19 protein-coding genes and 1 riboswitch are annotated in these 20,747 nt (G+C 40.5%); of the genes, 7 read left to right on the plus strand and 12 right to left on the minus strand.

The genetic code is table 11. The annotated features are described in order from the left end of the window. The first annotated feature begins 217 nt into the window (after positions 1–217). Genes IRY55_RS05740 through IRY55_RS05750 form a run of 3 tightly spaced genes read left to right on the plus strand, consistent with a single transcriptional unit; the run spans position 218 to position 2,876 of the window. A complete protein-coding gene (locus IRY55_RS05740) occupies positions 218–1,345 on the plus strand; it encodes a betaine/proline/choline family ABC transporter ATP-binding protein (RefSeq protein WP_194562277.1) in 1,128 nt (375 codons plus the stop codon). Beyond that, complete coding sequence (locus IRY55_RS05745) at positions 1,342–2,001, plus strand: ABC transporter permease (RefSeq protein WP_194562278.1); 660 nt, start codon at positions 1,342–1,344, stop codon at positions 1,999–2,001. The genes IRY55_RS05740 and IRY55_RS05745 overlap by 4 nt, the downstream gene beginning before the upstream one ends. Further along, positions 1,998–2,876, plus strand: a complete 879-nt coding sequence (locus tag IRY55_RS05750) for a glycine betaine ABC transporter substrate-binding protein (RefSeq protein WP_194562279.1) — start codon at positions 1,998–2,000, stop codon at positions 2,874–2,876. Before IRY55_RS05745 ends, IRY55_RS05750 begins: the two co-directional genes overlap by 4 nt. 48 nt (positions 2,877–2,924) lie before the next feature. Here the strand turns inward: IRY55_RS05750 and IRY55_RS05755 are convergent, their stop codons facing one another. Continuing rightward, entirely contained in the window at positions 2,925–3,674 is a 750-nt protein-coding gene (locus IRY55_RS05755) for a class I SAM-dependent methyltransferase (RefSeq protein ID WP_194562280.1), read from the minus strand. A gap of 122 nt (positions 3,675–3,796) precedes the next feature. Then, positions 3,797–5,245: a tryptophanase gene (locus tag IRY55_RS05760; RefSeq protein WP_194562281.1), complete on the minus strand. Its 1,449-nt coding sequence runs from the start codon at positions 5,243–5,245 to the stop codon at positions 3,797–3,799. A gap of 224 nt (positions 5,246–5,469) precedes the next feature. Between IRY55_RS05760 and purU the strand changes: the two genes are divergently transcribed. Beyond that, complete coding sequence (purU, locus tag IRY55_RS05765) at positions 5,470–6,351, plus strand: formyltetrahydrofolate deformylase (protein WP_408015135.1); 882 nt, start codon at positions 5,470–5,472, stop codon at positions 6,349–6,351. A 71-nt stretch (positions 6,352–6,422) separates the two neighbouring features. Here the strand turns inward: purU and IRY55_RS05770 are convergent, their stop codons facing one another. Continuing rightward, complete coding sequence (locus IRY55_RS05770) at positions 6,423–6,875, minus strand: nucleoside deaminase (RefSeq protein WP_213086646.1); 453 nt, start codon at positions 6,873–6,875, stop codon at positions 6,423–6,425. A gap of 64 nt (positions 6,876–6,939) precedes the next feature. After that, positions 6,940–8,286, minus strand: coding sequence for a cyclic 2,3-diphosphoglycerate synthase (locus IRY55_RS05775; protein ID WP_194562284.1), 1,347 nt, complete (start codon positions 8,284–8,286; stop codon positions 6,940–6,942). Between the two features lie 283 nt (positions 8,287–8,569). Here IRY55_RS05775 and IRY55_RS05780 point away from each other — a divergent pair, with 283 nt between their 5' ends. After that, positions 8,570–9,904 (plus strand): sodium-dependent transporter, encoded by a 1,335-nt coding sequence (locus tag IRY55_RS05780; RefSeq protein ID WP_194562285.1) that lies wholly within the window; start codon positions 8,570–8,572, stop codon positions 9,902–9,904. A 47-nt stretch (positions 9,905–9,951) separates the two neighbouring features. Here the strand turns inward: IRY55_RS05780 and IRY55_RS05785 are convergent, their stop codons facing one another. Beyond that, positions 9,952–10,518, minus strand: a complete 567-nt coding sequence (locus tag IRY55_RS05785) for a hypothetical protein (RefSeq protein ID WP_194562286.1) — start codon at positions 10,516–10,518, stop codon at positions 9,952–9,954. Positions 10,519–10,842: 324 nt separating this feature from the next. Here IRY55_RS05785 and IRY55_RS05790 point away from each other — a divergent pair, with 324 nt between their 5' ends. Further along, a complete protein-coding gene (locus IRY55_RS05790; RefSeq protein ID WP_194562287.1) occupies positions 10,843–12,006 on the plus strand; it encodes a hypothetical protein in 1,164 nt (387 codons plus the stop codon). Positions 12,007–12,025: 19 nt separating this feature from the next. Then, on the plus strand, positions 12,026–13,264 hold the full coding sequence (locus IRY55_RS05795) for a metal-dependent hydrolase family protein (protein ID WP_194562288.1): 1,239 nt from the start codon (positions 12,026–12,028) through the stop codon (positions 13,262–13,264). A gap of 44 nt (positions 13,265–13,308) precedes the next feature. Here IRY55_RS05795 and IRY55_RS05800 read toward each other — a convergent pair whose 3' ends face one another. The 7 genes from IRY55_RS05800 to IRY55_RS05830 form a co-directional block, all read right to left on the minus strand. Next, the gene (locus tag IRY55_RS05800) at positions 13,309–13,668 is read right to left on the minus strand and encodes a YbgA family protein (RefSeq protein WP_194562289.1); all 360 of its coding nucleotides are present in this window, start codon (positions 13,666–13,668) and stop codon (positions 13,309–13,311) included. A 61-nt stretch (positions 13,669–13,729) separates the two neighbouring features. Beyond that, positions 13,730–14,455, minus strand: a complete 726-nt coding sequence (locus tag IRY55_RS05805) for an ABC transporter ATP-binding protein (protein ID WP_194562290.1) — start codon at positions 14,453–14,455, stop codon at positions 13,730–13,732. Continuing rightward, on the minus strand, positions 14,456–15,214 hold the full coding sequence (locus IRY55_RS05810) for an ABC transporter permease (protein WP_328799623.1): 759 nt from the start codon (positions 15,212–15,214) through the stop codon (positions 14,456–14,458). Positions 15,215–15,225: 11 nt separating this feature from the next. Next, the gene (locus IRY55_RS05815; RefSeq protein ID WP_194562292.1) at positions 15,226–16,251 is read right to left on the minus strand and encodes an ABC transporter substrate-binding protein; all 1,026 of its coding nucleotides are present in this window, start codon (positions 16,249–16,251) and stop codon (positions 15,226–15,228) included. A gap of 139 nt (positions 16,252–16,390) precedes the next feature. Continuing rightward, a riboswitch (TPP riboswitch) is annotated at positions 16,391–16,479 on the minus strand. A gap of 111 nt (positions 16,480–16,590) precedes the next feature. Next, on the minus strand, positions 16,591–17,874 hold the full coding sequence (locus tag IRY55_RS05820) for a hypothetical protein (protein WP_194562293.1): 1,284 nt from the start codon (positions 17,872–17,874) through the stop codon (positions 16,591–16,593). 91 nt (positions 17,875–17,965) lie between these two features. Beyond that, positions 17,966–19,498: an AbgT family transporter gene (locus IRY55_RS05825; protein ID WP_194562294.1), complete on the minus strand. Its 1,533-nt coding sequence runs from the start codon at positions 19,496–19,498 to the stop codon at positions 17,966–17,968. Between the two features lie 33 nt (positions 19,499–19,531). Continuing rightward, positions 19,532–20,710: an amidohydrolase gene (locus IRY55_RS05830; protein ID WP_194562295.1), complete on the minus strand. Its 1,179-nt coding sequence runs from the start codon at positions 20,708–20,710 to the stop codon at positions 19,532–19,534. Between the last annotated feature and the right edge of the window lie 37 nt (positions 20,711–20,747).

Raw genomic sequence — 20,747 nt, forward strand, 5'->3', positions numbered from 1 at the left:
TAAATACCTATTTTTATTGTTTTTTAATTTTTTTATCATGATTATTATGACATTTTCTTTATTTTTTAGTTATAAATATTTTATTTAACCTCCATTTTCTTCATCCTTTTTTCAGCATTTTATTTCCTCATGCTATGCTTAAGTAGTGTCACATTAGGAATGCTCATTTTTTACTGAATATTCTGCATTTTTAATGTGAAAAGGAGGATTTATTTTTATGATAATTTTTGATCATGTTGGTAAAAAGTACGAAGGAGGATTTCAAGCGGTTCAAGATGTTAGCTTTCAAATTGAACGCGGAGAGTTACTCGTTTTAATCGGTCCGAGTGGATCCGGTAAATCGACGACGATGAAAATGATCAATCGCATCATTCCCCATACGACTGGGACCATCCGTGTGAACGGTAAAGATAATACGACGTATAACCCGTCAGAACTGCGTCGCAATATCGGATATGTCATTCAACAAGTTGGACTTTTTCCGCATTATACGATCGCTCAAAATATTGCTCTCGTTCCGCAATTAAAAGGATGGAATGAAAAAGCGATTGAAGAGCGAGTAGAGGAGCTTTTACTGCTTGTAGGATTGGATTCTGAGCTTCATGCTTCCCGCTATCCAAAAGAACTATCCGGTGGACAACAACAGCGTGTCGGCATCGCTCGCGCACTTGCAGCAAAGCCCGATATTTTATTAATGGATGAGCCTTTCAGTGCACTCGATCCGATTACGCGTGAGGAACTCCAAAAAGAATTGCTCACTTTGCATGAACAACTCGATATTACGATTGTTTTCGTCACGCATGATATGGATGAGGCATTGACGATGGGAGATCGTATTGCCATCATGAAAGATGGTCGCTTACTTCAACTCGATACCCCTGAAAAATTGCTCTATGAACCGGCTCACGGGTTTGTTGAACAGTTCATGGGCAAACACCGCATCATTCAAAATCCAGAGCTTATGCCCGTCACTGAAATTATGGCTGAAACGGTCACGACCGCACATCCGAATTTGTCACCCGAACGTGCTCTTTCGCTCATTCGTCAAAAGAAAATAACGGATTTGCTTATCGTTGATCGCCAATCGAAATTACTCGGAGCTGTATCAGCATACGATTTGATTAAGAAAATGGACCACATCCAGACGATTGAAGAAATTATGACACCGATTCAACCGATTTTAACGACAAAAGCAACGAGTAAAGATGCGATTATTTTAATGGATGAAGCGCCTTCTGGCTTAATCCCAATCATCGATGATACACATCAACTCATCGGACTTGTGACAAGAGGTTCCCTACTAACTGCGATGTCTAGTCAGTGGACAGAGGAGGTCGTATCATGAACGATTTATCCATTTGGCAACAACTCGTACAACAAACACAACTGCGCTGGGATGAAGTCGTTACAGCGACGAGTGTCCATATTCAACTCGTTTTCTTCTCCATGATTATCGCAACGATTATCGCAGTGTCTCTCGGTATTTTAGTAACTCGAGTGCCACAACTCAAAACAATCATTTTAGGCGGAACAGGTATTTTGCAAACGATTCCAAGTTTAGCTTTGCTCGGATTTATGATTCCTATTTTCGGAATCGGTGTGAAAACAGCGATCGCCGCATTGTTTTTATATTCTTTATTGCCGATTATGCGCAATACGTATACAGGCATTAAAGAAGTAGATCCCGCGACAATCGAAGCTGCTCGCGGCATGGGTATGACGAGCGCTCAAATTTTATTCCGTGTGGAACTGCCTCTCGCTCTACCGACTATTATGGCAGGTATTCGAACAGCTGCCGTTATTAACGTCGGTAACGCCACACTCGCAGCATTTATCGGAGCAGGTGGTCTCGGTGATTTCATTTTCTTAGGAATTACACGCGGTATTGACGGTCTTATTTTACTCGGGGCGATTCCCGCAGCTTTGCTTGCCATTTTAATTGAATCACTCTTTACGTTGATTGAACGTTGGTCGACGCCGAAAGGACTGCGTAACGTATGAAACGACTTTTAATTATTTGTTCCGCACTGTTTTTATTAAGTGGCTGTATTTTTATCGAAAAAGATTCTTTACGCCTCGGTTCTCGTAACAATACGGAAAGTATCATCCTTTCCCATATTATGGGGCAATTAATTGAAGCGCATACCGACCTTGACATTTCCTACAAAGAAAACTTAGGCGGTTCATCCGTCGTATGGAATGCGATGACGAACGGTCATATCGATATTATTCCAGACTATACCGGTACAATTGTCGCAACGTATTATCATGAAGAGCCGACGACCGCTGAAGAGACTTTGCGTTTAACACAAGAACTTGTTGCCCGCGATCATATTACCGCTTTTCAAACATTCGGCTTTAACAATACGTATACGTTAGCACTTGACGAAGCAGTCGCAGAAGAACTAGACATTGTGACGTTTTCAGATTTTGCTCCATATGCGAATGATTTCATACTCGGAGCGGTTTTCGAATTTATTGATCGACCGGACGGTTTACCTGGTTTTCAAAAAGAATACCATCTTTCCTTCAAAAGTGTAAAAGGAATGGACCACGGTATGATGTACCGCTCTATTAATGCAGGAAAAGTCGATGTCATCAACTCTTATACAACGGATGGACAATTACAAATTTATCCGCTCCGTGTACTTGAAGACGACCTTGCTTACTTCCCTCCTTATCACGCTTTACCTCTCATCCGTAATGAAGTGTTGCATGAATATCCTGAACTGGAAGACATTTTGAAAATGTTGGAAGGAGAAATTGATGAACATGCGATGCAAGTGATGAACGGGCTTGTCGATAATGACGGTGAACTTGTCGAAATTGTCGCCCGTGATTTTTTAATTGAGCGCGAACTCATTCCGAAAAAGTGATAATAAAAATGCTACCCTCTCGACATGAGAGGGTAGCATTTTTCTTCTTTAAACTGTCCAATATAATAATGTTAAGCTAAATTTACGGATAAGTTCTACTTGTCCGTCGACCGCTTCCTTTTCAATCGCTTCATCTAATTTTTGTGCGATTTCAGGTAGGCGCTCACGATATTTATTGTAACGTGCTTTCGCTGCTTCTTTCGACATCGTTTCTTTTTCTTCACTTGTGAATCGTTCGCGTTGTGGCGTACGACCTAAGTTTTTCGCGTGTGCTTCCATCTCATCAATAATCGCACGATCATTGTGCGGGTCATTCGCTAATGCTTCTGCTTGTTCTTCTTTTGATAATGTTTCGATAAATTGATCCGCTGTGTAATCGTAACGCGCAATCGCTACGACATTCGTCGCCGCTTCATCCATCGCACGAATCGACTCTTCTGAACCGACTGCCGGACACATCGCCGCAAATAGTACATCATATTGCTTCGTAAGCTTCGCTGGCCATTCTGACTCTAACGTTTCAACATTTGATAGACGGTATTGTTTCGCTTCCTCTTGTAAAAATTGAAGCATTTTGTCCGAGACGTCCAGTGCTGTTACGCGGTCTGCATGACGTGCAAATAACAACGTATAACGTCCGCTCCCCGACCCGACATCTAATACGTGTGCGCGATTCATCCATCCGCGCTCATTCATATATTCAGCAACAGCATTCGGGATCGGTTCTGCGCCTATTTTTTGATTCGCAAAAAATCCTTCTGCTCGTTCATTCCAAAATTGTTTCGCATCTTGTGTCATTGTACATCCTCCTAATTGATAACGATTCTCTTTTAACGATATACGATGTACCGTATCGATGCATACTTTCTGCTCACCAAAAAAGAAAGTAATGAAGGTTTCTTCACTACTTTCTCTCATTTTTATAAACTATTGCCAAAATCTTCTCGGAATTTTTTTGCGAGTTGCTCAGGCCAATTTGATGTTGCTTGAAGGCGTCCGAAGAAGAAACGTAACACATTCGGCTCTTCGACAAATTCAAGACCACCGATTAAGTCGCGATTATCGTACAACCATGCGATACGGTCCGCTGCATATTTCACTTGAGACATCGTAAATACACGTCTCGGAAGCGCCATACGAACGAGTTCCATATTAGCAAGCGGTTCTGTACCGTCTTCATTGCGCTGTTCCGACATCGTTCCGCGTTCCATCCCTCGCGCTCCACTTGCGATATAAATCGCAGACGCGAGTGCACCTGCTGGGTAATCTTGTTGCGCAACATGCGGTAAAAATGAGCGCGCGTCGATGTGGCAACCGAGTCCACCTGCTGGAGTAATGACAGGAACGCCACGTTTCTGCAATTCTTCCGTCATAAATTGAATAAACTGTGGTCCTTGGTTGATCATCTCTTCATCCATCGTCTCTTCTAAACCGACGGCGATCGCTTCCATTTCACGCACAGACATTCCACCATACGTTAAAAATCCTTCATACAATGTAATGTATTCACGCATTTTCATGTACGCCTCTTCATTATTCGTACAAATACCACCACCACGCGCGTTTCCAAGCTTGCGCGCTGAGAAATAAATGATGTCTGCTAAATCTGCAATTTCACGCGTAATTTCACGAATCGATTTATTTTGATATGCTTCTTCACGCGTTTTAATAAAATGTAAGTTATCCGCTAATAAACTCGCATCTAAAACGAGCATTACTCCGTACTCATCACACACTTTGCGCACTTCCTTCATGTTCGCGAGTGAGTGTGGCTGTCCGCCGATTAAGTTCGTTCCCGCTTCCATGCGTACGAATGGCACATTTTCTGCTCCTGCTTCTTCGATAACTGCACGCAATTTCGCAATGTCCATATCGCCTTTAAACGGATTATTACTCGTAATATTGAGCGCTTCATCTTTATACACTTCTTCAACACGTCCACCGTTTAACACGATATGGGCTTTCGATGTCGTGAAGTGGTAGTTCATCGGCACGACAGAACCTGCCGTCACATACGTTTGGGAAATAACGTTTTCACATGCGCGTCCTTGGTGAGTCGGCAAAAAATATTTCGTTCCGAAAATATTTTCAAGCGCTTGCTGAAGACGTGTGAACGTTTCCGATCCTGCATAACTATCATCCGCTTGCATCATCGCTGCTTGTTGACGATCGCTCATCGCATTCACTCCACTATCTGTGAGCATATCCATAAAGACATCTTTATTTTGAAGTAGGAACGTATTAAACCCTGCACCTTTCATCGCTTCTAAACGTTCTTCTACTGTCGGTAAATTTAACTTTTGAACGATACGTACTTTATGCATTTCGAGTGGAATATTTTCTCCACTATAAAATTTTACTTGTGACATGTTTTCATCTCCTATAAATTTTCTGAAAATACAATATTTTAACTTTATCACGTTGAAGCGACAAAGTAAACAACTGTTTTATAACAATTATTTTTTATGTCTATGTTTAGTACAGATACCCGCTATCACTACTCTTGATAATAGTGATAAAATGAGGCATAATGGTATAATGTAATTTTTAAGAGGAGATGAAAGTTATGTCAATCCGCCAGCAAGTTGATCAAATGGCAAATGAAAGAAAAGAACAGCTCAAAAATCAAGGTCGTTTACTCATTCGTTGTGAAGACCGACCAGGGATTGTATCTGCTGTCTCTACTTTTTTACACAAAAATAATGCGAATATTATCGAATCCAATCAATATTCAAGCGATCCAGAAAACGGAACATTTTTCTTGCGTATTGAATTTCACTTAGATGATTTAAATGATAAACGTCAAGAACTTGAGCAACAGTTCTCAGAAATCGCTACAACGTATTCGATGGATTATCGTTTTACGTACGGTTCTGTGAGAAAAAAAGCCGCTATTTTTGTTTCACAAGAACCACATGCACTCGTTGAACTTTTATGGGAATGGCAAAACGGAGACTTACCGATGGATATCGAAGTCGTTATTAGTAACCATGAGATCGCTCGCGAAATGGTAGAAGCACTCGGCATTCCATACCATTACATCCCGGCAAATAAAGATATTCGCAAAGAAGTCGAAGCAGAACAAGTTCGTCTCATGGAACAATACGACATCGATATTTTAATTTTAGCTCGTTATATGCAAATTTTAACGCCAGAGTTCGTTGAGCGTTTTGAAAATCGCATCATCAACATCCACCATTCATTCTTACCAGCGTTTATCGGAGCGCGTCCTTATGAACGTGCTTTCCACCGCGGGGTAAAATTGATTGGAGCGACGAGCCACTACGTCACGAATGACTTAGACGAAGGACCGATTATTGAACAAGATATCGAACGTGTAGACCACCGTAATTCCATCGCTGATCTTAAAAAAATAGGCCAACAAATTGAGCGTCGTGTACTAGCACGTGCAGTAAAATGGCATTTAGAAGATCGCGTAATTGTAGAAGGCAATAAAACGATTGTTTTCCAATAATCTGAAATAAAAGCATTTCTCTCGATATTATGGAGAGAAATGCTTTTTTATATACAGAGGGAAGGACTAACCTATTTATTTTTCCAAACTTGCAAAGGGGATAATCCTCCAATTTTTTGTTGGTAACTTTGGATCAACACTCGTTCAGTGCGTATCTTTTTCAAATCTTCATAGATTTCTTGCGAACGCATTAACCCACTTGCAGCAGCTTCTTCTACAGAAGCGCTATAAACGACATCTTCAATTCCGACGAAAGCCATCGCCGCATAGCACATCGGACATGGTTCTCCACTCGCATACATGCGCGCTCCACGTAAATCATCTGTCTGAAGCCGTTGCTGAGCGCGTCGAATCGCAATCATTTCAGCATGTCCACTCACATCATATGCAATATGCATTTCATTGACACCTTCACCAATCACTACTCCTTCTTTCACAAGTACCGCTCCAAATGGCTGCCCTCCTTCTTCGATATTCGCTATCGCTAATTCATTCGCTCTTTTTAAATAATTCGTCACTGTCATCCCTCCTTCCTTCAAAATACTAAAAAAGAAGCATCCCTACAAGGAAGGATGCCTCTTTCATCGATTATTTTGTTAAATTATGATCTTTGACAAATTGTGCAAGAATTGATTCTAAGTTTGGTTCTGTCACTTCTTTTAAATCATAAAATACACGTGTTGTTGGTTTTTCAATATTGATGACACGGTTTAAGTCCATCGGTGTGCCGATGATAACAACATCCGCATCTGAAGCGTTAATCGTCGCTTCTAAGTCTTTTAACTGCTCTTCACCATAGCCCATCGCTGGCAATACGTTTTCAATATGTGGATATTTTTCGAATGTCGTTAATAAGGAACCGACTCCGAATGGTTTTGGATCGATAATTTCAGCTGCCCCTAAACGTTCTGCTGCGACCGTTCCCGCTCCAATTTTCATTTCACCATGTGTCAATGTAGGACCATCTTCTACAACGAGCACACGTTTCCCTTTAATTAATTCAGGTTTGTCCACTGTAATTGTCGACTCTGCTTTAATGATCGTGCTATTTGGCGCGACAGCTTTAATGTTATTTTCAACAGTTTCAATATCTTTTTGTTCAGCACTGTCGATTTTATTAATGATTGATACGTCTGCTGTACGTAAGCTCACTTCACCTGGGTAATATTCTAATTCATGACCCGCACGGTGTGGGTCGAGTACTGTAATGGCTAAATCTGGAACGTAAAATGAGAAGTCGTTGTTTCCGCCATCCCATAATACGACGTCACAGCCATCTGGATCTTCTTCTGCTGCCGCTAAAATATCCGCATAGTCAACACCTGCATAAATGATGTTTCCGCGTTCAACATGTGGTTCATACTCTTCCATCTCTTCAATCGTGCAATGATGTTTTTTCAAATCTTCCACTGTTGCGAAGCGTTGTACACGTTGTGCCACTAAATCACCGTATGGCATCGGGTGACGTACCGCAACTACTTTCAATCCGTGGTCTAACAATGTTTCCACGACTTTACGCGATGTTTGGCTTTTCCCTGTTCCCGTACGTGTCGCACAAACAGAAATGACAGGTTTATTACTTTTAATTTGCGTATCTTTTAAACCGAGTAATTGGAAGTTTGCGCCCGCTGAGTTGACGAGTGCTCCAATTTGCATCACTTTCGTGTAATGAAGGTCACTATAAGCGAAGACACAGTCATCGACATCATATTGATGAATCAATTCTTCTAATTGTTCTTGCGCAAAAATTGGAATCCCTTCTGGATATAAGTCTCCTGCTAATTCTGCTGGATATTTACGTCCATCGATATCTGGAATTTGTGCTGCTGTGAAAGCTACAACATTGTAGTCCTCATTATCTCGGTAATATGTATTAAAATTATGGAAGTCCCGTCCTGCTGCTCCGATAATAATTACGTTTTTCTTTGTTTTCATCCTAATCGCTCCTCGTGTGTTACAAGATGCTATTAATCATACACCCGAGTGAATATAAATACAACCTTTTTGTTTAAAATTTTGTAAAAAATTTATTCTGTTATTTTTTATTCTCAAGAAAAACCTTTTAAATCTTTGCTATATAAGCGTTTCTTCATATTTTTATTCTCTTATTATTCATGTGTATAATTCATCATATTTATACAATCCTTAATCTCTTCCCTATCAATTATTGAAGTACGTTATAATGAACAGACAAATTGTTATAGTAAAGGAGCTTTTTATGTCTTCACGTGATCAATTCGCCTCCAAAATTGGGTTCATTTTAGCAGCTGCCGGGAGTGCGGTAGGATTGGGCGCTATTTGGAAGTTTCCTTATATGGCTGGAAACCATGGCGGAAGTGTTTTTATTATTTTGTTTATTGCTTTTCTTTTTTTCATTAGTTTACCCGTGCTCGTCGCTGAGTTTATGATCGGTCGTCGAGGACAAGTTGACGCCGTCACCTCTTTTAAACAACAAGCACCGGGAAAACCTTGGTATCTCGTCGGTTATTTAGGGACGATTATGGCTTCCCTCATATTATCGTTTTACAGTGTTGTAGGAGGTTGGATTTTAAGCTATCTTATTCGCGCATTCACTTTCCGATTAAAAAGTGGCGACAGCGAATCATTCGAACAATTGTTTCACGCGATTATTCAAAATCCATGGGAAGCTGTTTTTGCACAAGGAATGTTTTTACTCATTACAATCGGCATCGTACAAGCAGGGATTAAAAGCGGCATTGAACGTGCGAGTAAATGGATGATGCCGACACTGTTCATTTTCTTTCTCATTCTCGTTGTGCGGTCTCTCACTTTACCAGGCGCGATGGAAGGAATTCGCTTCATGTTCGTTCCAGATTGGAATCAACTGAATTGGGAAACTGTCTTACTCGCACTTGGACAAGCGTTCTTCACTTTAAGCGTCGGTGTCTCTGTCATGATTACATATGCCTCTTATTTAGGGGAAAATGAACAAATTGGAAGTGCTTCGATTCACGTTGCACTTATGAATATTTTCATTTCGATTTTGGCAGGTCTCGTCATCTTCCCTGCAGTATTCGCACTCGGCTTCCAGCCCGATGCAGGGCCTGGACTTGCATTCGTCATTTTACCTGCTGTCTTTGAGCAAATGCCACTCGGTTCATTATTCGTTATTTTGTTCTTTATTTTATTATTGTTTGCGACATTGACGTCTTCTATTTCAATGTTGGAAATTCTCGTCTCCGTCGTCATTGGAAAACGCCGAACGAACCGAGTTCGCATCGCCTGGATTGGCGGTTTACTTATTTTCATTGTCGGCATCCCAAGTACTTTATCCTTCGGTATATGGTCCGATGTTCAAATTGCGAACAAAAGTATTTTTGATGCGGTCGACTTTTTAACGAATGGCATCGGTATGCCAATTGGTGCATTTTTCATTTCGCTATTTGCAGGCTACTATTATAAAACGTCTGTGTCAAAACAAGAGTTAAATACCCATCCGCTATTCTATTATGTATGGCTCATCTTAATTCGCTTTGTCACCCCTATTGCCATACTCATTATTTTCATTCAAGGCATTCGCAATGTTTTTTAAATAAAAATCGCTTTTTAAGTATGAACTACACTTAAAAAGCGATTTTTCTATTGATAAGAAGCGATAAATTGTTCGAAGTTTTCTGCGTAAGCTCGGTCCGCTAATGAAGAAGCATCTAGATGAAACGTAATCGCTCCGTCTACCAACACATATTCTCCATCTTCAGAACCTTCTCCCCCGCGTTCTACTGTCAAACCACGAGATTCGAAATAATGTTTCGCTTCTTCGTACAATTCATTGCGCTGGATAATGTATGTTTCCACTTCGTCATTCATCACCGTGTAAGCATCCACACGCGTCATTCCATCGACCATTTGACGTTCTTCTGTTTGTTCATTAAAGCAATGCATCTTATACCAGACGAAAATAGCTTCATCGTCATCTGGTAGCATATAACGTGTAAAAGGTACGACATACCCTTGCCACTCTACTTCAGCATATACCGGCATTTCTTCTTTCAATAAAGAATAAGTAACGAATTCTACTTCATCGATTGTATATTGATCTTTACGTACAAATGGAATTTGTTCAATCCAAGCAATCACTTGCTCTTCTGTTGGAAATAACCCAATTTTATGCGTATGTTCTCCTTGCAATAATTCTAATAAAAACATAGAATGTCCTCCCTTTTTGTTTACTATTATACCATTCCCTCTCTGTTTTTTCTGGTTTTCCACTTATTGCATTTCGAACCGCACCTCGATTTGCTATTCCTATTGTGTACAAGAATTTATATTTTTTGAAAACTAGTATTTATTTTATTCAAAGAGCATATTCATGTTTAAAACAGTTATTTTCTTTCTAAAGAAATCATTTATTTTATTGTCAAGTAATGGGTAATTGACGGAATTGCTCGTTTTTAAATAATTTTCTGAAAATAAGTATACAGACTATTTAAAATATAGTACAATAGCTAATCTATAGGGAGGTAATAATATATGATTGACAATCCGCTTATTGCGACAACATTAATTTTCGCTTTAATTGCAATCGGAGAATGGGTCTCGATTTTAACGCGAGCTCGGGTTCCGATGTTACTTACAGCGATGGTAGGCTATTTAGCATGCGTATGGACTGGTATTTTTCCAGTGGATATTTTAGATAAGGCGATGTTCCCAGCACTTGGAGCTATTTTAATTGCACCAGCCATTTTACATATGGGTACATTAATTCCGTCAAGTTTACTGAAAAGTCAAATTAAAGCAGTGTTAATTTCTTTAGGTGGACTCATTGTTTCAGGAATTTTAATTTTGATATTTATTACATTATTATTCGATTACCCGACAGCTGTTGCTGGAGTAGGGCCGATTAGTGGCGGAATTATCGCATTGCTCATCACTTCTGAGAAATTAACCGAGCTAGGGTATAGCACATTGATTGTAATCCCTGCACTTGTCGTAGCGTTCCAAGGGGTTCTCGGCATGCCACTTGCGACATATTTCATGCGCAAATATACAAAGCAAATGCAAGATCAAATCGACCGTGGCGAATTCGTTCCGATGGTAACAGAAGAAGATTTCGCTTCAGTAGATGTGAGCAAACAGCACCCATTATTCCAAAGTTCGACGATCAAATTATTTTTCGTCTTCGTCGGTGCTGCCATTGCTGTTGTACTTGGTGGATGGACGGGTATTCATTATAGTTTATGGGCACTTGCTATCGGTATTGTCGGCTTACGCATCCGTATTTTCGAACCACGTACGCTTGAAAAGTCAAACTCATTTACAATCGTCATGCTCAGCATCATTTTCGTCGTCATTGGCACGATGGGTGGCGTCACGCCACAACAAGTGTGGGAAAACTTACCGGCGATCATCGCTATTTTATTAATCGGTACACTCGGTATTTCAATCGGTGGTGCCATCATGTCGAAAGTTGTGAAATGGAATCCGTATAAAGGAATGCCTGTCGCATTAACGGCATTGTTCGGCTTCCCAGGAGATTATATTTTATGTGAAGAAGTGAGCCGTAGTTCGGGTCGAAATGAAGAAGAGAAAAAGATGATTTTCAACGAACTACTCGCGCCGATGATTATCGGAGGATTTACGACTGTAACTGTCGCTTCCGTCGTAATCGCAAGCATTTTAGTCAATACATTGTAATTTTAAGGAGATGTAGGATATGTATATCATTCAAAACGTTCAATTAATCGATGGAACAGGCAACGCACCTGTTTCAAATGCAGTCGTCGTCGTAGAGGAAAATAAAATTCGATACGCAGGCCCTGCAAATGGTTACACATTAACAGGAAAAGAAACAGTGATCGACGGAAATGGTGGCACAGTCATGCCAGGGATGATCGATACGCACGTTCATATGCGCCTCGAATACAAACCGATGGCCCAAGCGTTAACGACACCATTTTCTTACGGTTTTTACGAAGCAATCAACTACTTCCAACGCACACTCGATGCAGGGGTCACTTCTGTCCGTGATGCATTAGGCGCTGATTTAGGGATGAAACTGGCCATTGAAAATGGAATTATCACAGGCCCTCGTATGCAAGTGAGTATTAACGCTTTAACGATTACAGGTGGCCACGGAGACGGATATACTGTCTCGGGTACAACCGTTGATTTACTCGCAAGTGATTATCCAGGAATGCCACACGGAATGTGTGACGGTGTCGAAGAAGTTCGTAAAAAGACACGTGAAATGTTACGTGCTGGTGCTGAAGTCATTAAAGTTCACGCGACAGGCGGTGTGCTCAGTGCGACAGATCATCCAGAATTCGCTCAGTTCTCTGAAGAAGAGCTACGTGTTATGGTAGAAGAAGCTGAATTCCGTAAAGGAACGAAAGTAATGGCGCATGCGCAAGGTGCACAAGGGATTAAAAATGCGGTGCGTGCTGGCGTTCATTCAATCGAACACGGCATCTTTATCGACGATGAAGCAATCGAATTAATGCTCGAAAATGGTACGTATCTCGTACCGACCTTACTCGCTCCTGTCGCTGTTTTAGAAACAGCACACGAAGTTGGTATGCCAGAAACAGCAATCCAAAAATCGAAAGAAGTGATTGAAATTCATCGTGAAAGCTTCACGAAAGCATACAAAGCAGGAGTGAAAATTGCGATGGGTACGGATGCTGGTGTATTCAAACACGGCACAAACTTGCGTGAACTCGGCTTAATGGTCGATGCAAAAATGACACCGATGGATGCGATTGTCGCTTCAACGAAAACCGCAGCGGAATGCCTCGGTTGGGAAGATCGCCTCGGCACTTTAGAACAAGGGAAACTCGCAGATTTAATTATTTCATCGAATGATCCACTCTCAGACATTCACGGTTTAGCGAATACAGACAATATTCAATTCGTCATGAAAGACGGCGTCATCGAAAAAAGCTTACTCGCTTAATTCACAAAGCGTTCCTCGCCTCTTATTCAGAGGAAAGGAACGCTTTATTTTTGCTGTAAAATCGTACTTTCTAATAAATAACTCACTTCATACTTCTCCGCCAAACTGCGCAACCAATTCCAAAGCACTAATGCTTCAATTTCACCTTGCTGAAACTGTCGGAGTAACTCGAACGTCTCTTCTTTCTCGGCTTGATTTGCTTTCTTTTTAAAATATCCCCACATATGTTCATAACTATTTGTGACAGAACCAGTTGTTGGAAGTTGCTTTTTCGTCTGTTCAATCGCATCGATCAGTTGTTCGACGTCCCATCTTTGATGATTTTTTTGAATATGACGATAAGATGCTTCATTATGCGCTAGTACTTCATATTTAGACGTGCGCCAAAGTTGTTCTTTATTCATACACTCTCTTCCTTTCCATCAAAAACACGTATACTTCGTTTAGTATACGTGTTTTTCTACATTATAGGAGGTTTTCGACTATCTTTTTCTTCCATTGTAAAAATTCTTCACTCAAATACAATTGATTCGAACGAGGACGGGAGAAAGGCACCTCTACAATTTCTTTAATCGTGGCGGGATTCGTCGATAAAATGATTATTTTGTCCGATAAAAACAAAGCTTCTTCAATGTCATGTGTAATAAATAAAATCGATTTATCATATTGTTCCCACGTTTCCAAAAGCCAACGTTGCATATCTTTTTTCGTAAAAGAATCGAGAGCTGAGAAAGGTTCATCTAAGCACATAATTGACTGTGGACTCAACAGTGCACGGATGAAAGCGACTCGTTGTTTCATGCCTCCTGAAAGCTGATGTGGGTAGGCTTTCAGCATGTCTCCGAGATTCGCTTTTTGCAATAACTGTTTCGCAAGCTCTTCGTTCGGTGCGCCTGATAATTCGCTACCGAGCGTCGCATTTTGTAAAACGGTACGCCACGGAAAAAGTGAAGGTTGTTGTGGCATATAACTCATATGCCCCCGTTCTCCCGTAATTTTTGTTCCATTCAATGTAATATGACCTTCCTCTGGAACGAGCAATCCCCCAATGACATGAAAGAGGGTGCTCTTTCCACTACCCGACGGTCCAATAATTGAAACAAACTCTCCTCGTTTCAATGTGAAAGACAAGTTGGATAAAATAAGTCGATCTCCAAATGATTTGCTTAGCTCTTCAATGACGAGACTCATTTATTTTTCCACTCCTTCACGATTCCAACGAGTAAATAACTTTTCCAATGCTAAAAATAATCCAAAGAAAGCTAAGCTTAAAATAATGGTAACAACGATGGCTACGAAAACTCGTGGCGTTCGATACGATGAAGCAGATAGCGTCATAAAGACTCCTATCCCTTGTTGGGCGCCTAACCATTCCGCTACAACTCCTGTCATCACACTGTAGGTAGCCGCAATTTTAATTCCTGAAAAAATAGAAGGAATAGCATGAGGCAATTGTAATTTAAAGAAAATTTGTTTGCGTGTTGCGCCCATCATTTTCATATAATGCATCAATTCACGATCCGTCTGTCCGAAGCCATCTAATGTCGCAATCGCAATGGGGAAAAATGCCGTCATTGCGATAATTAAAACTTTAGGAAAATCGCCCATTCCAAACCATATCATAAATAAAGGAGCTAATACGATAATCGGCACATTTTGAGATATGACGAGAAAAGGCATAATTGTTTCTCGCACTTTCGGAAAAACATGCAAAATGGTTGCTGTTGTAATTCCCGCTAAAATCCCGAATGTAAAACCGATGAGCACTAATTTTACAGTAGATATGATATGTGGTGTAAAAGATGGAAACACTTCAATCATTTCTTTCATGATTAAACTTGGCGCTGGCAATACCCATGGTTCAATCTCTAAAAAGCGTGTCAACCCTTCCCAGAGAAATAAAAATAGGAGCAATGCGAGTGCGGGTCTCCATATTTTTGAAAACTTCATCTTCATACTCTTTATTTTTTAGCATTTTCGATAAATTGATTTGTAAATGCCGCACTTGCATCCACTTCTACATCAATAATATTTTCATCATACATAAACTTCGCATAATCGACCCAACGCTTTTCTTCTTGCGTTCCCCAAACTGGCGCATCTTCTTGATACAGTGGCGATAACCATTCTTGACTTCGCTTCACTAGTTCTGGATTTAAATCGGGCTCTTCTGCAATTAAAATGTCCGCTGTTTTTTGTGGGTTTTCAATCGCATATTCATAACCTTTTAAAACAGCCGTAACAAAAGCTTGAACCGTCTCTGGATCTTGCTCAATCATCTCTTCATTTGTAATAATAACCGGTGAATACGTATTCAACTCTGGTGCGTAATCAATTGTCTTAATGAAGTGCATATCTGCTCCGCGAACCTCTCCTTCAATTCCTGTCCATGCGTAAAATATATTGACGAAATCAACGTCTCGCTTTGTTGCGATAAAGTAGTCGGTATTGCCAACTTGAACCATATCTACTTTTTCGGCATCTCCGCCTTCTTTTTTCATCACTGCTTGCAACATCGACTTCTCTAAATCTGAACCGTAAGCACCATACACACGGCCTTCGAAGTCTTTCGGTGTTTTAATTCCTTTATCTGTCGGCGTGTAGTATCCCCCAGTATTTTGTTGAATAATGGCTGCGATTGATACGACAGGTATGTTTTCTGCACGCGCTTGTGTCACTTGCGTTTGGAAACTAATGCCGAATTCCGCTTTGCCTGTTGCGACAATTTGTTCCGTGCGCACTTCTCCTGGAAGCATAATGTCAACATCTAGTCCTTCCTCTTCAAAATACCCTTGATCTTTCGCCACATAAATTCCTGAATGATTCGTATTCGGTGTCCAATCTAAAAACAATTGCACTTTCTTCAAATCTTCTTGCGATTCTGAATTTGATTGTCCTTCTGAATCTTTCGATTTTTCTTCTCCTTGACAAGCTACAAGCAGTAAAGTGAACAAGGAGAGAAGTAATACTTTATAGCTGAATTTCATCACGTTTGTCTCCCTCTTTTAATATAGCTAGTTTGCGTATCCTATTTAATACGCGCTCTTTAACTTTGTCTTCTCCCAATAAAAAAATCCCCCTAATCCGTGTCTTTTTCTAAAAAGAGACGCCTAGAAGGAAGTATGCAAAAATAAATATCTACTTCCCTCCGCTCGTATTAACGAGATCAGGTTCTAAGAGTAATTCTCAGCCAAATGGCACCCCTAGTAGAAAAAAACGTAATGTAATTGTATGTTCATCATAACTGAGTCTAAATATTTGTCAATATAAATTTTATTTTTTTTAAATGAACGGCACTAATTCACCCATCATTCTATCTTTCTTCATCACGTTAATGTCCATTCATACAAAGGACTCGGTCTCCCTTTCCCTCCGCGTTTTTCTTCACCAACTTTTAAAAGTACATCAGCTTCTACTAAAGTTTTGACCAATCTTTGAGCGGTGCGACTTCCAATGGCGAGCTCGAGCATCACATCTTGTGTCGTAAAGGTCGTCCATTTTTTTGATAAGATTGTACGATATAAAGATTCGACATGATGAAGCGCTACTTTACTTTCTTGAAACTGTTCGTGCAAATAATCAAGCTGTGGCATCGCATGTTGTTCAACTTGATCCATAAATTGTGGCACTTTTTCCTCTTCTGCGGAAGCAATGGCAATCGATTGTTCACTCGTCTTTGAATAATGGAGTGCTTCTGTTGCATATTGCTCCGCTTGCAAAGCAGAGTCTCCAAATCCAATGCCTACTCGTAGTGTTAATTTATATTCATTATGAATATGTTCCAATTGCAATTGCATTTTAGAAAGTTGATCATAAACTTCACCACGAGAAGTCATAATCATATAACGCTCATGCCCCAATGTGAAAAACGAACCGTTCAATTCTCGACTCATTTGTAACATTGCCATTTGAATGCGCAATGCTTCAGTTTGAATATCAAAAGAAAGTGCTCCCCTTTTTTCCAAACCGAAAATTTGAATCGCACATGCAGCAATTTGAGTTCTTTTGAAATAATCGGCCTCTGCTCGTTGTTCAATCGCTTGAATCACTTGACGGGTAGCAAGGTTCGTTGTACTGATCCATTCTACTGGAATTCCTTGTTCACTCAATACAGCCTTCACTTCTGGATAACAAGTGAGCACACCATCTACTTTATCCGCTTCCCAAGCAGCGGTATGTTTATCAATCAACATTTGATAAGCATCATAAGGGTCAAAATATTCGACATAACTCAATTGAACCGACATATTTAATTGCTCCAGTGAATGTTCCGCTACTTCTCCTTGTTCTGGTAAGTCAATGCCAAAACGTATTTGCAAGCGGTCAACTTGATGCATAACATTTAACATCGCACGATAAAAACCCGCTTCTAACAACTCCACATAAAAAGCCCGCTTCGGGTCAATCACATCTTTACCGATGATATAAGGGATAATCCCTGAAAATAAAAAATAGTCGCAGTTTTTTCCTTTTTCGTCAATCACTTGAGGAACATCGATAGCTGTTTCATACACAATGGGCTTCATCGCTAATGGCGTTCCACTCCGTTGTGCGATTTTCACAATACGTTCTACGGACCCTTTTGGCCCGACTACACCTACTTGATACATACACTTCCTCCTATACAGACTAAAAAGACTGAGTGATGACACATTCTTTCGCTTTCGCCGAATAATGACGTCTTCACACAGTCTTGTTCATTTAGTTGTTCCAGTAAATAGGAGCTCCTGGACCGAGCGGTAAACCTGTCAAATACCAAACGATTAATAAAATAATCCAGAACACCCCAAAGAAGATTGTATACGGGAATAGTCCGGCAATCAATGTTCCGAGACCAACTTTTTTATCAATTCGTTGCGCATACGACAAAATAAAGACGAGATACGGGAACATCGGTGTAATTGGATTCGTAATCGAGTCCCCAATTCGGTACATCATTTGCGTAAACGCTGGATGATATCCTAAATACATAAACATCGGCACGAATACAGGTGCGAGCATCGCCCATTTCGCTGAAGCGCTGCCGATTAATAAGTTAACAAAAGCAACGAAGAAAATGAATGACACGAATAATGGAATTCCTTTAAATCCAATTCCTTCTAATGTTTCTGCTCCTTTGATCGCAATAATTTGTCCGAGATTACTCGAATTGAAGTATGCGAGCATTTGTGCAGAAATAAAGACGAGTGCAATGTAAGGCCCCATCGTGCTCATCGCACGGCCTAAATGTCCGCCAAAATCTTTCGTAGAACGAATCGTCTTGGCACCAATTCCATAAAAAATACCAGGTACTAAAAAGAAAATCATGACAATTGGGACGATAGAATTCATTAAATGAGACCCTTGAATAATTGAACCTGTTTCAGGATTTCGTAACCAACCGCTTTCTGGAATGACCATTGCTAAAATAGCAAGGACGAGGAAAATTAACGAAATATTCGCAAATTTCAAACCTCTTTTTTCATCTGCAGTAATGGCTTCATGTGCTTCCTGCGGCCCATCATACGTTCCAAAACGAGGTATCGTAAATTTATACGTCACCCACGTTGCAACAATCATTAAGAATATCGTAGATACAGCTAAGAAATAATAGTTCATCGCAGCATTTCCAACAAAGTTCGGATCCACAGTTTGTGCACCGATTTCTGTAAAGCCCGCCGCTAAAACATCTGTCATTCCGATTAAAATATTCGCTGAGAAAGCCCCTAATGTTGCGGCATACGCGGCAAGCAAACCGACGAATGGATGAAAGCCAAATGTCATTAAAATGGTCGCTGCAAGTGGTGGTAATACGATTTGTGTCGCATCTCCTGCAACGTTACCGATAATCCCAACTAAAATAATCATCGGGATAATAATGCGCTTCGGTGTCGAGACAACCGCACGCTTCATCATCGTTTTAAAATAACCGCTCTCATCCGCTAAGCCGACCCCTAACATAATGACGAGCACCGCTCCAAGTGGCGGAAAATCACTAAAATTTTTCACCATGCCTGTTAACATCTCGATAAATCCATCTTTCGATAGCAAATTGTGGACAGTGATTGTTTCACCATCTACAGGACTTACGGCAGACCATTTAAAAATGGATGCTAACCATGAAATAACGACGATGATTAATGCGATCATCGCAAATAAGACAATCGGATCTGGGAGACGGTTTCCCGCCACCTCTATCCGGTTTAACATTTTATCAAAAAATGATGGTTTACTGTTTTTTGTTTGTGTCGACATTGAGTCGTCCTCCCCTACATTCAAACGTGGCGTTTATTGTTGCGCTAATGTCGTTGCGACAGATAAAAAGTAGCGCATCCCATTTTTAAAAGCATCTTCATGAATTTCAAATTTTGGATGGTGGTGCGGGTAGTACTTGCCATCTCTCTCTTTTAAAGCTCCCACTCCGATGTAACAACTAGGTACTACATTAGAAAATGCTGAAAAATCTTCTCCTCCAAGCATCGGTTCAATATATTCAATTTCTAAATCTTCAAATTGACGCAATGTTTTTTCGACGATTGGCATTAATGTTTCATCATTGTATACAGGGTCATATCCATATTCGTAATGAAATTCAATCGTTGCACCGTGCGCTTTAGCGACCATGTCGCTAATTTGTTCAATTTTTTCTTTAATTGTTTCACGCACTTCTTCGGTTAATGCGCGCACTGAGCCACCAAAAGTTGCTTCTTGGGGGATGACATTATACGCCTCTCCACTTCTAAAACGTGTAATCGATAATACACCGCTTTGTAAAGGACTTAGACTGCGAGATACAATCATTTGTAAGTTAGATACAATTTGAGCAGCGATCGCTAAAGCGTCAATTGCATCGTCTGGTGCTGAAGCATGTCCAGATTTCCCAATTATTTTCACGTCAAAAATATCAGAAGCTGCCGACATCGGTCCAACAGTCAATTGCATTTTCCCTAATTTTTCAATCGACCATAAATGCATACCGAGCACATGATCTACACCATTTAATACCCCTGCACGAACCATTTCAATCGCGCCACCTGGTGGTACTTCTTCAGCGTGTTGAAAAAGAAAAACATATTCTCCTACAAGATTTTCACGTGCGTCACTAAGCACCTTTGCAACGCCGAGCAACATAGACGTATGTCCGTCATGTCCACAGGCATGCATGACACTGTCATTTTTAGAGCGATATGGTTCGTCCACATCTTCCTGTATTGGAAGCGCATCCATATCAGCGCGCATTGCAATCGTTTTCCCTGCACCTGCCAAACCTTTCAAACGTCCCACAACGCTTGTTTTCGTTGGGCGTGTCACTTCAATCCCTTCCATCACTTGCAATTGTTCCACAACATAAGCAGATGTTTCGACTTCTTCAAATGACAATTCAGGGTGTGCATGTAAATGACGTCTCCACGCTATCACTTGGGGATGAATTTCTTCGACTGCTGTTTCAATTTGTTCGACCTTCATGTTGATCACCTCTTTTTATATTTGACGACTCTTTAAC

The organism is Savagea serpentis, from assembly GCF_015351395.1.
GTDB classification, from domain to species: Bacteria; Bacillota; Bacilli; order Bacillales_A; family Planococcaceae; genus Savagea; species Savagea serpentis.

Coding starts and splice junctions, on each gene's coding strand:
- IRY55_RS05800 (WP_194562289.1), bottom strand. CDS start 13,668: ATGAATAAAGAACAACTTTGGCGCACGTCTAAATATGAAGTACTAGCG.
- IRY55_RS05770 (WP_213086646.1), bottom strand. CDS start 6,875: ATGACAGTGACGAATTATTTAAAAAGAGCGAATGAATTAGCGATAGCG.
- IRY55_RS05775 (WP_194562284.1), bottom strand. CDS start 8,286: ATGAAAACAAAGAAAAACGTAATTATTATCGGAGCAGCAGGACGGGAC.
- IRY55_RS05790 (WP_194562287.1), top strand. CDS start 10,843: ATGATTGACAATCCGCTTATTGCGACAACATTAATTTTCGCTTTAATT.
- IRY55_RS05745 (WP_194562278.1), top strand. CDS start 1,342: ATGAACGATTTATCCATTTGGCAACAACTCGTACAACAAACACAACTG.
- IRY55_RS05815 (WP_194562292.1), bottom strand. CDS start 16,251: ATGAAATTCAGCTATAAAGTATTACTTCTCTCCTTGTTCACTTTACTG.
- IRY55_RS05740 (WP_194562277.1), top strand. CDS start 218: ATGATAATTTTTGATCATGTTGGTAAAAAGTACGAAGGAGGATTTCAA.
- IRY55_RS05820 (WP_194562293.1), bottom strand. CDS start 17,874: ATGTATCAAGTAGGTGTAGTCGGGCCAAAAGGGTCCGTAGAACGTATT.
- IRY55_RS05750 (WP_194562279.1), top strand. CDS start 1,998: ATGAAACGACTTTTAATTATTTGTTCCGCACTGTTTTTATTAAGTGGC.
- IRY55_RS05785 (WP_194562286.1), bottom strand. CDS start 10,518: ATGTTTTTATTAGAATTATTGCAAGGAGAACATACGCATAAAATTGGG.
- IRY55_RS05780 (WP_194562285.1), top strand. CDS start 8,570: ATGTCTTCACGTGATCAATTCGCCTCCAAAATTGGGTTCATTTTAGCA.
- IRY55_RS05830 (WP_194562295.1), bottom strand. CDS start 20,710: ATGAAGGTCGAACAAATTGAAACAGCAGTCGAAGAAATTCATCCCCAA.
- IRY55_RS05755 (WP_194562280.1), bottom strand. CDS start 3,674: ATGACACAAGATGCGAAACAATTTTGGAATGAACGAGCAGAAGGATTT.
- IRY55_RS05810 (WP_328799623.1), bottom strand. CDS start 15,214: ATGAAGTTTTCAAAAATATGGAGACCCGCACTCGCATTGCTCCTATTT.
- IRY55_RS05825 (WP_194562294.1), bottom strand. CDS start 19,498: ATGTCGACACAAACAAAAAACAGTAAACCATCATTTTTTGATAAAATG.
- IRY55_RS05760 (WP_194562281.1), bottom strand. CDS start 5,245: ATGTCACAAGTAAAATTTTATAGTGGAGAAAATATTCCACTCGAAATG.
- purU (WP_408015135.1), top strand. CDS start 5,470: ATGGCAAATGAAAGAAAAGAACAGCTCAAAAATCAAGGTCGTTTACTC.
- IRY55_RS05795 (WP_194562288.1), top strand. CDS start 12,026: ATGTATATCATTCAAAACGTTCAATTAATCGATGGAACAGGCAACGCA.
- IRY55_RS05805 (WP_194562290.1), bottom strand. CDS start 14,455: ATGAGTCTCGTCATTGAAGAGCTAAGCAAATCATTTGGAGATCGACTT.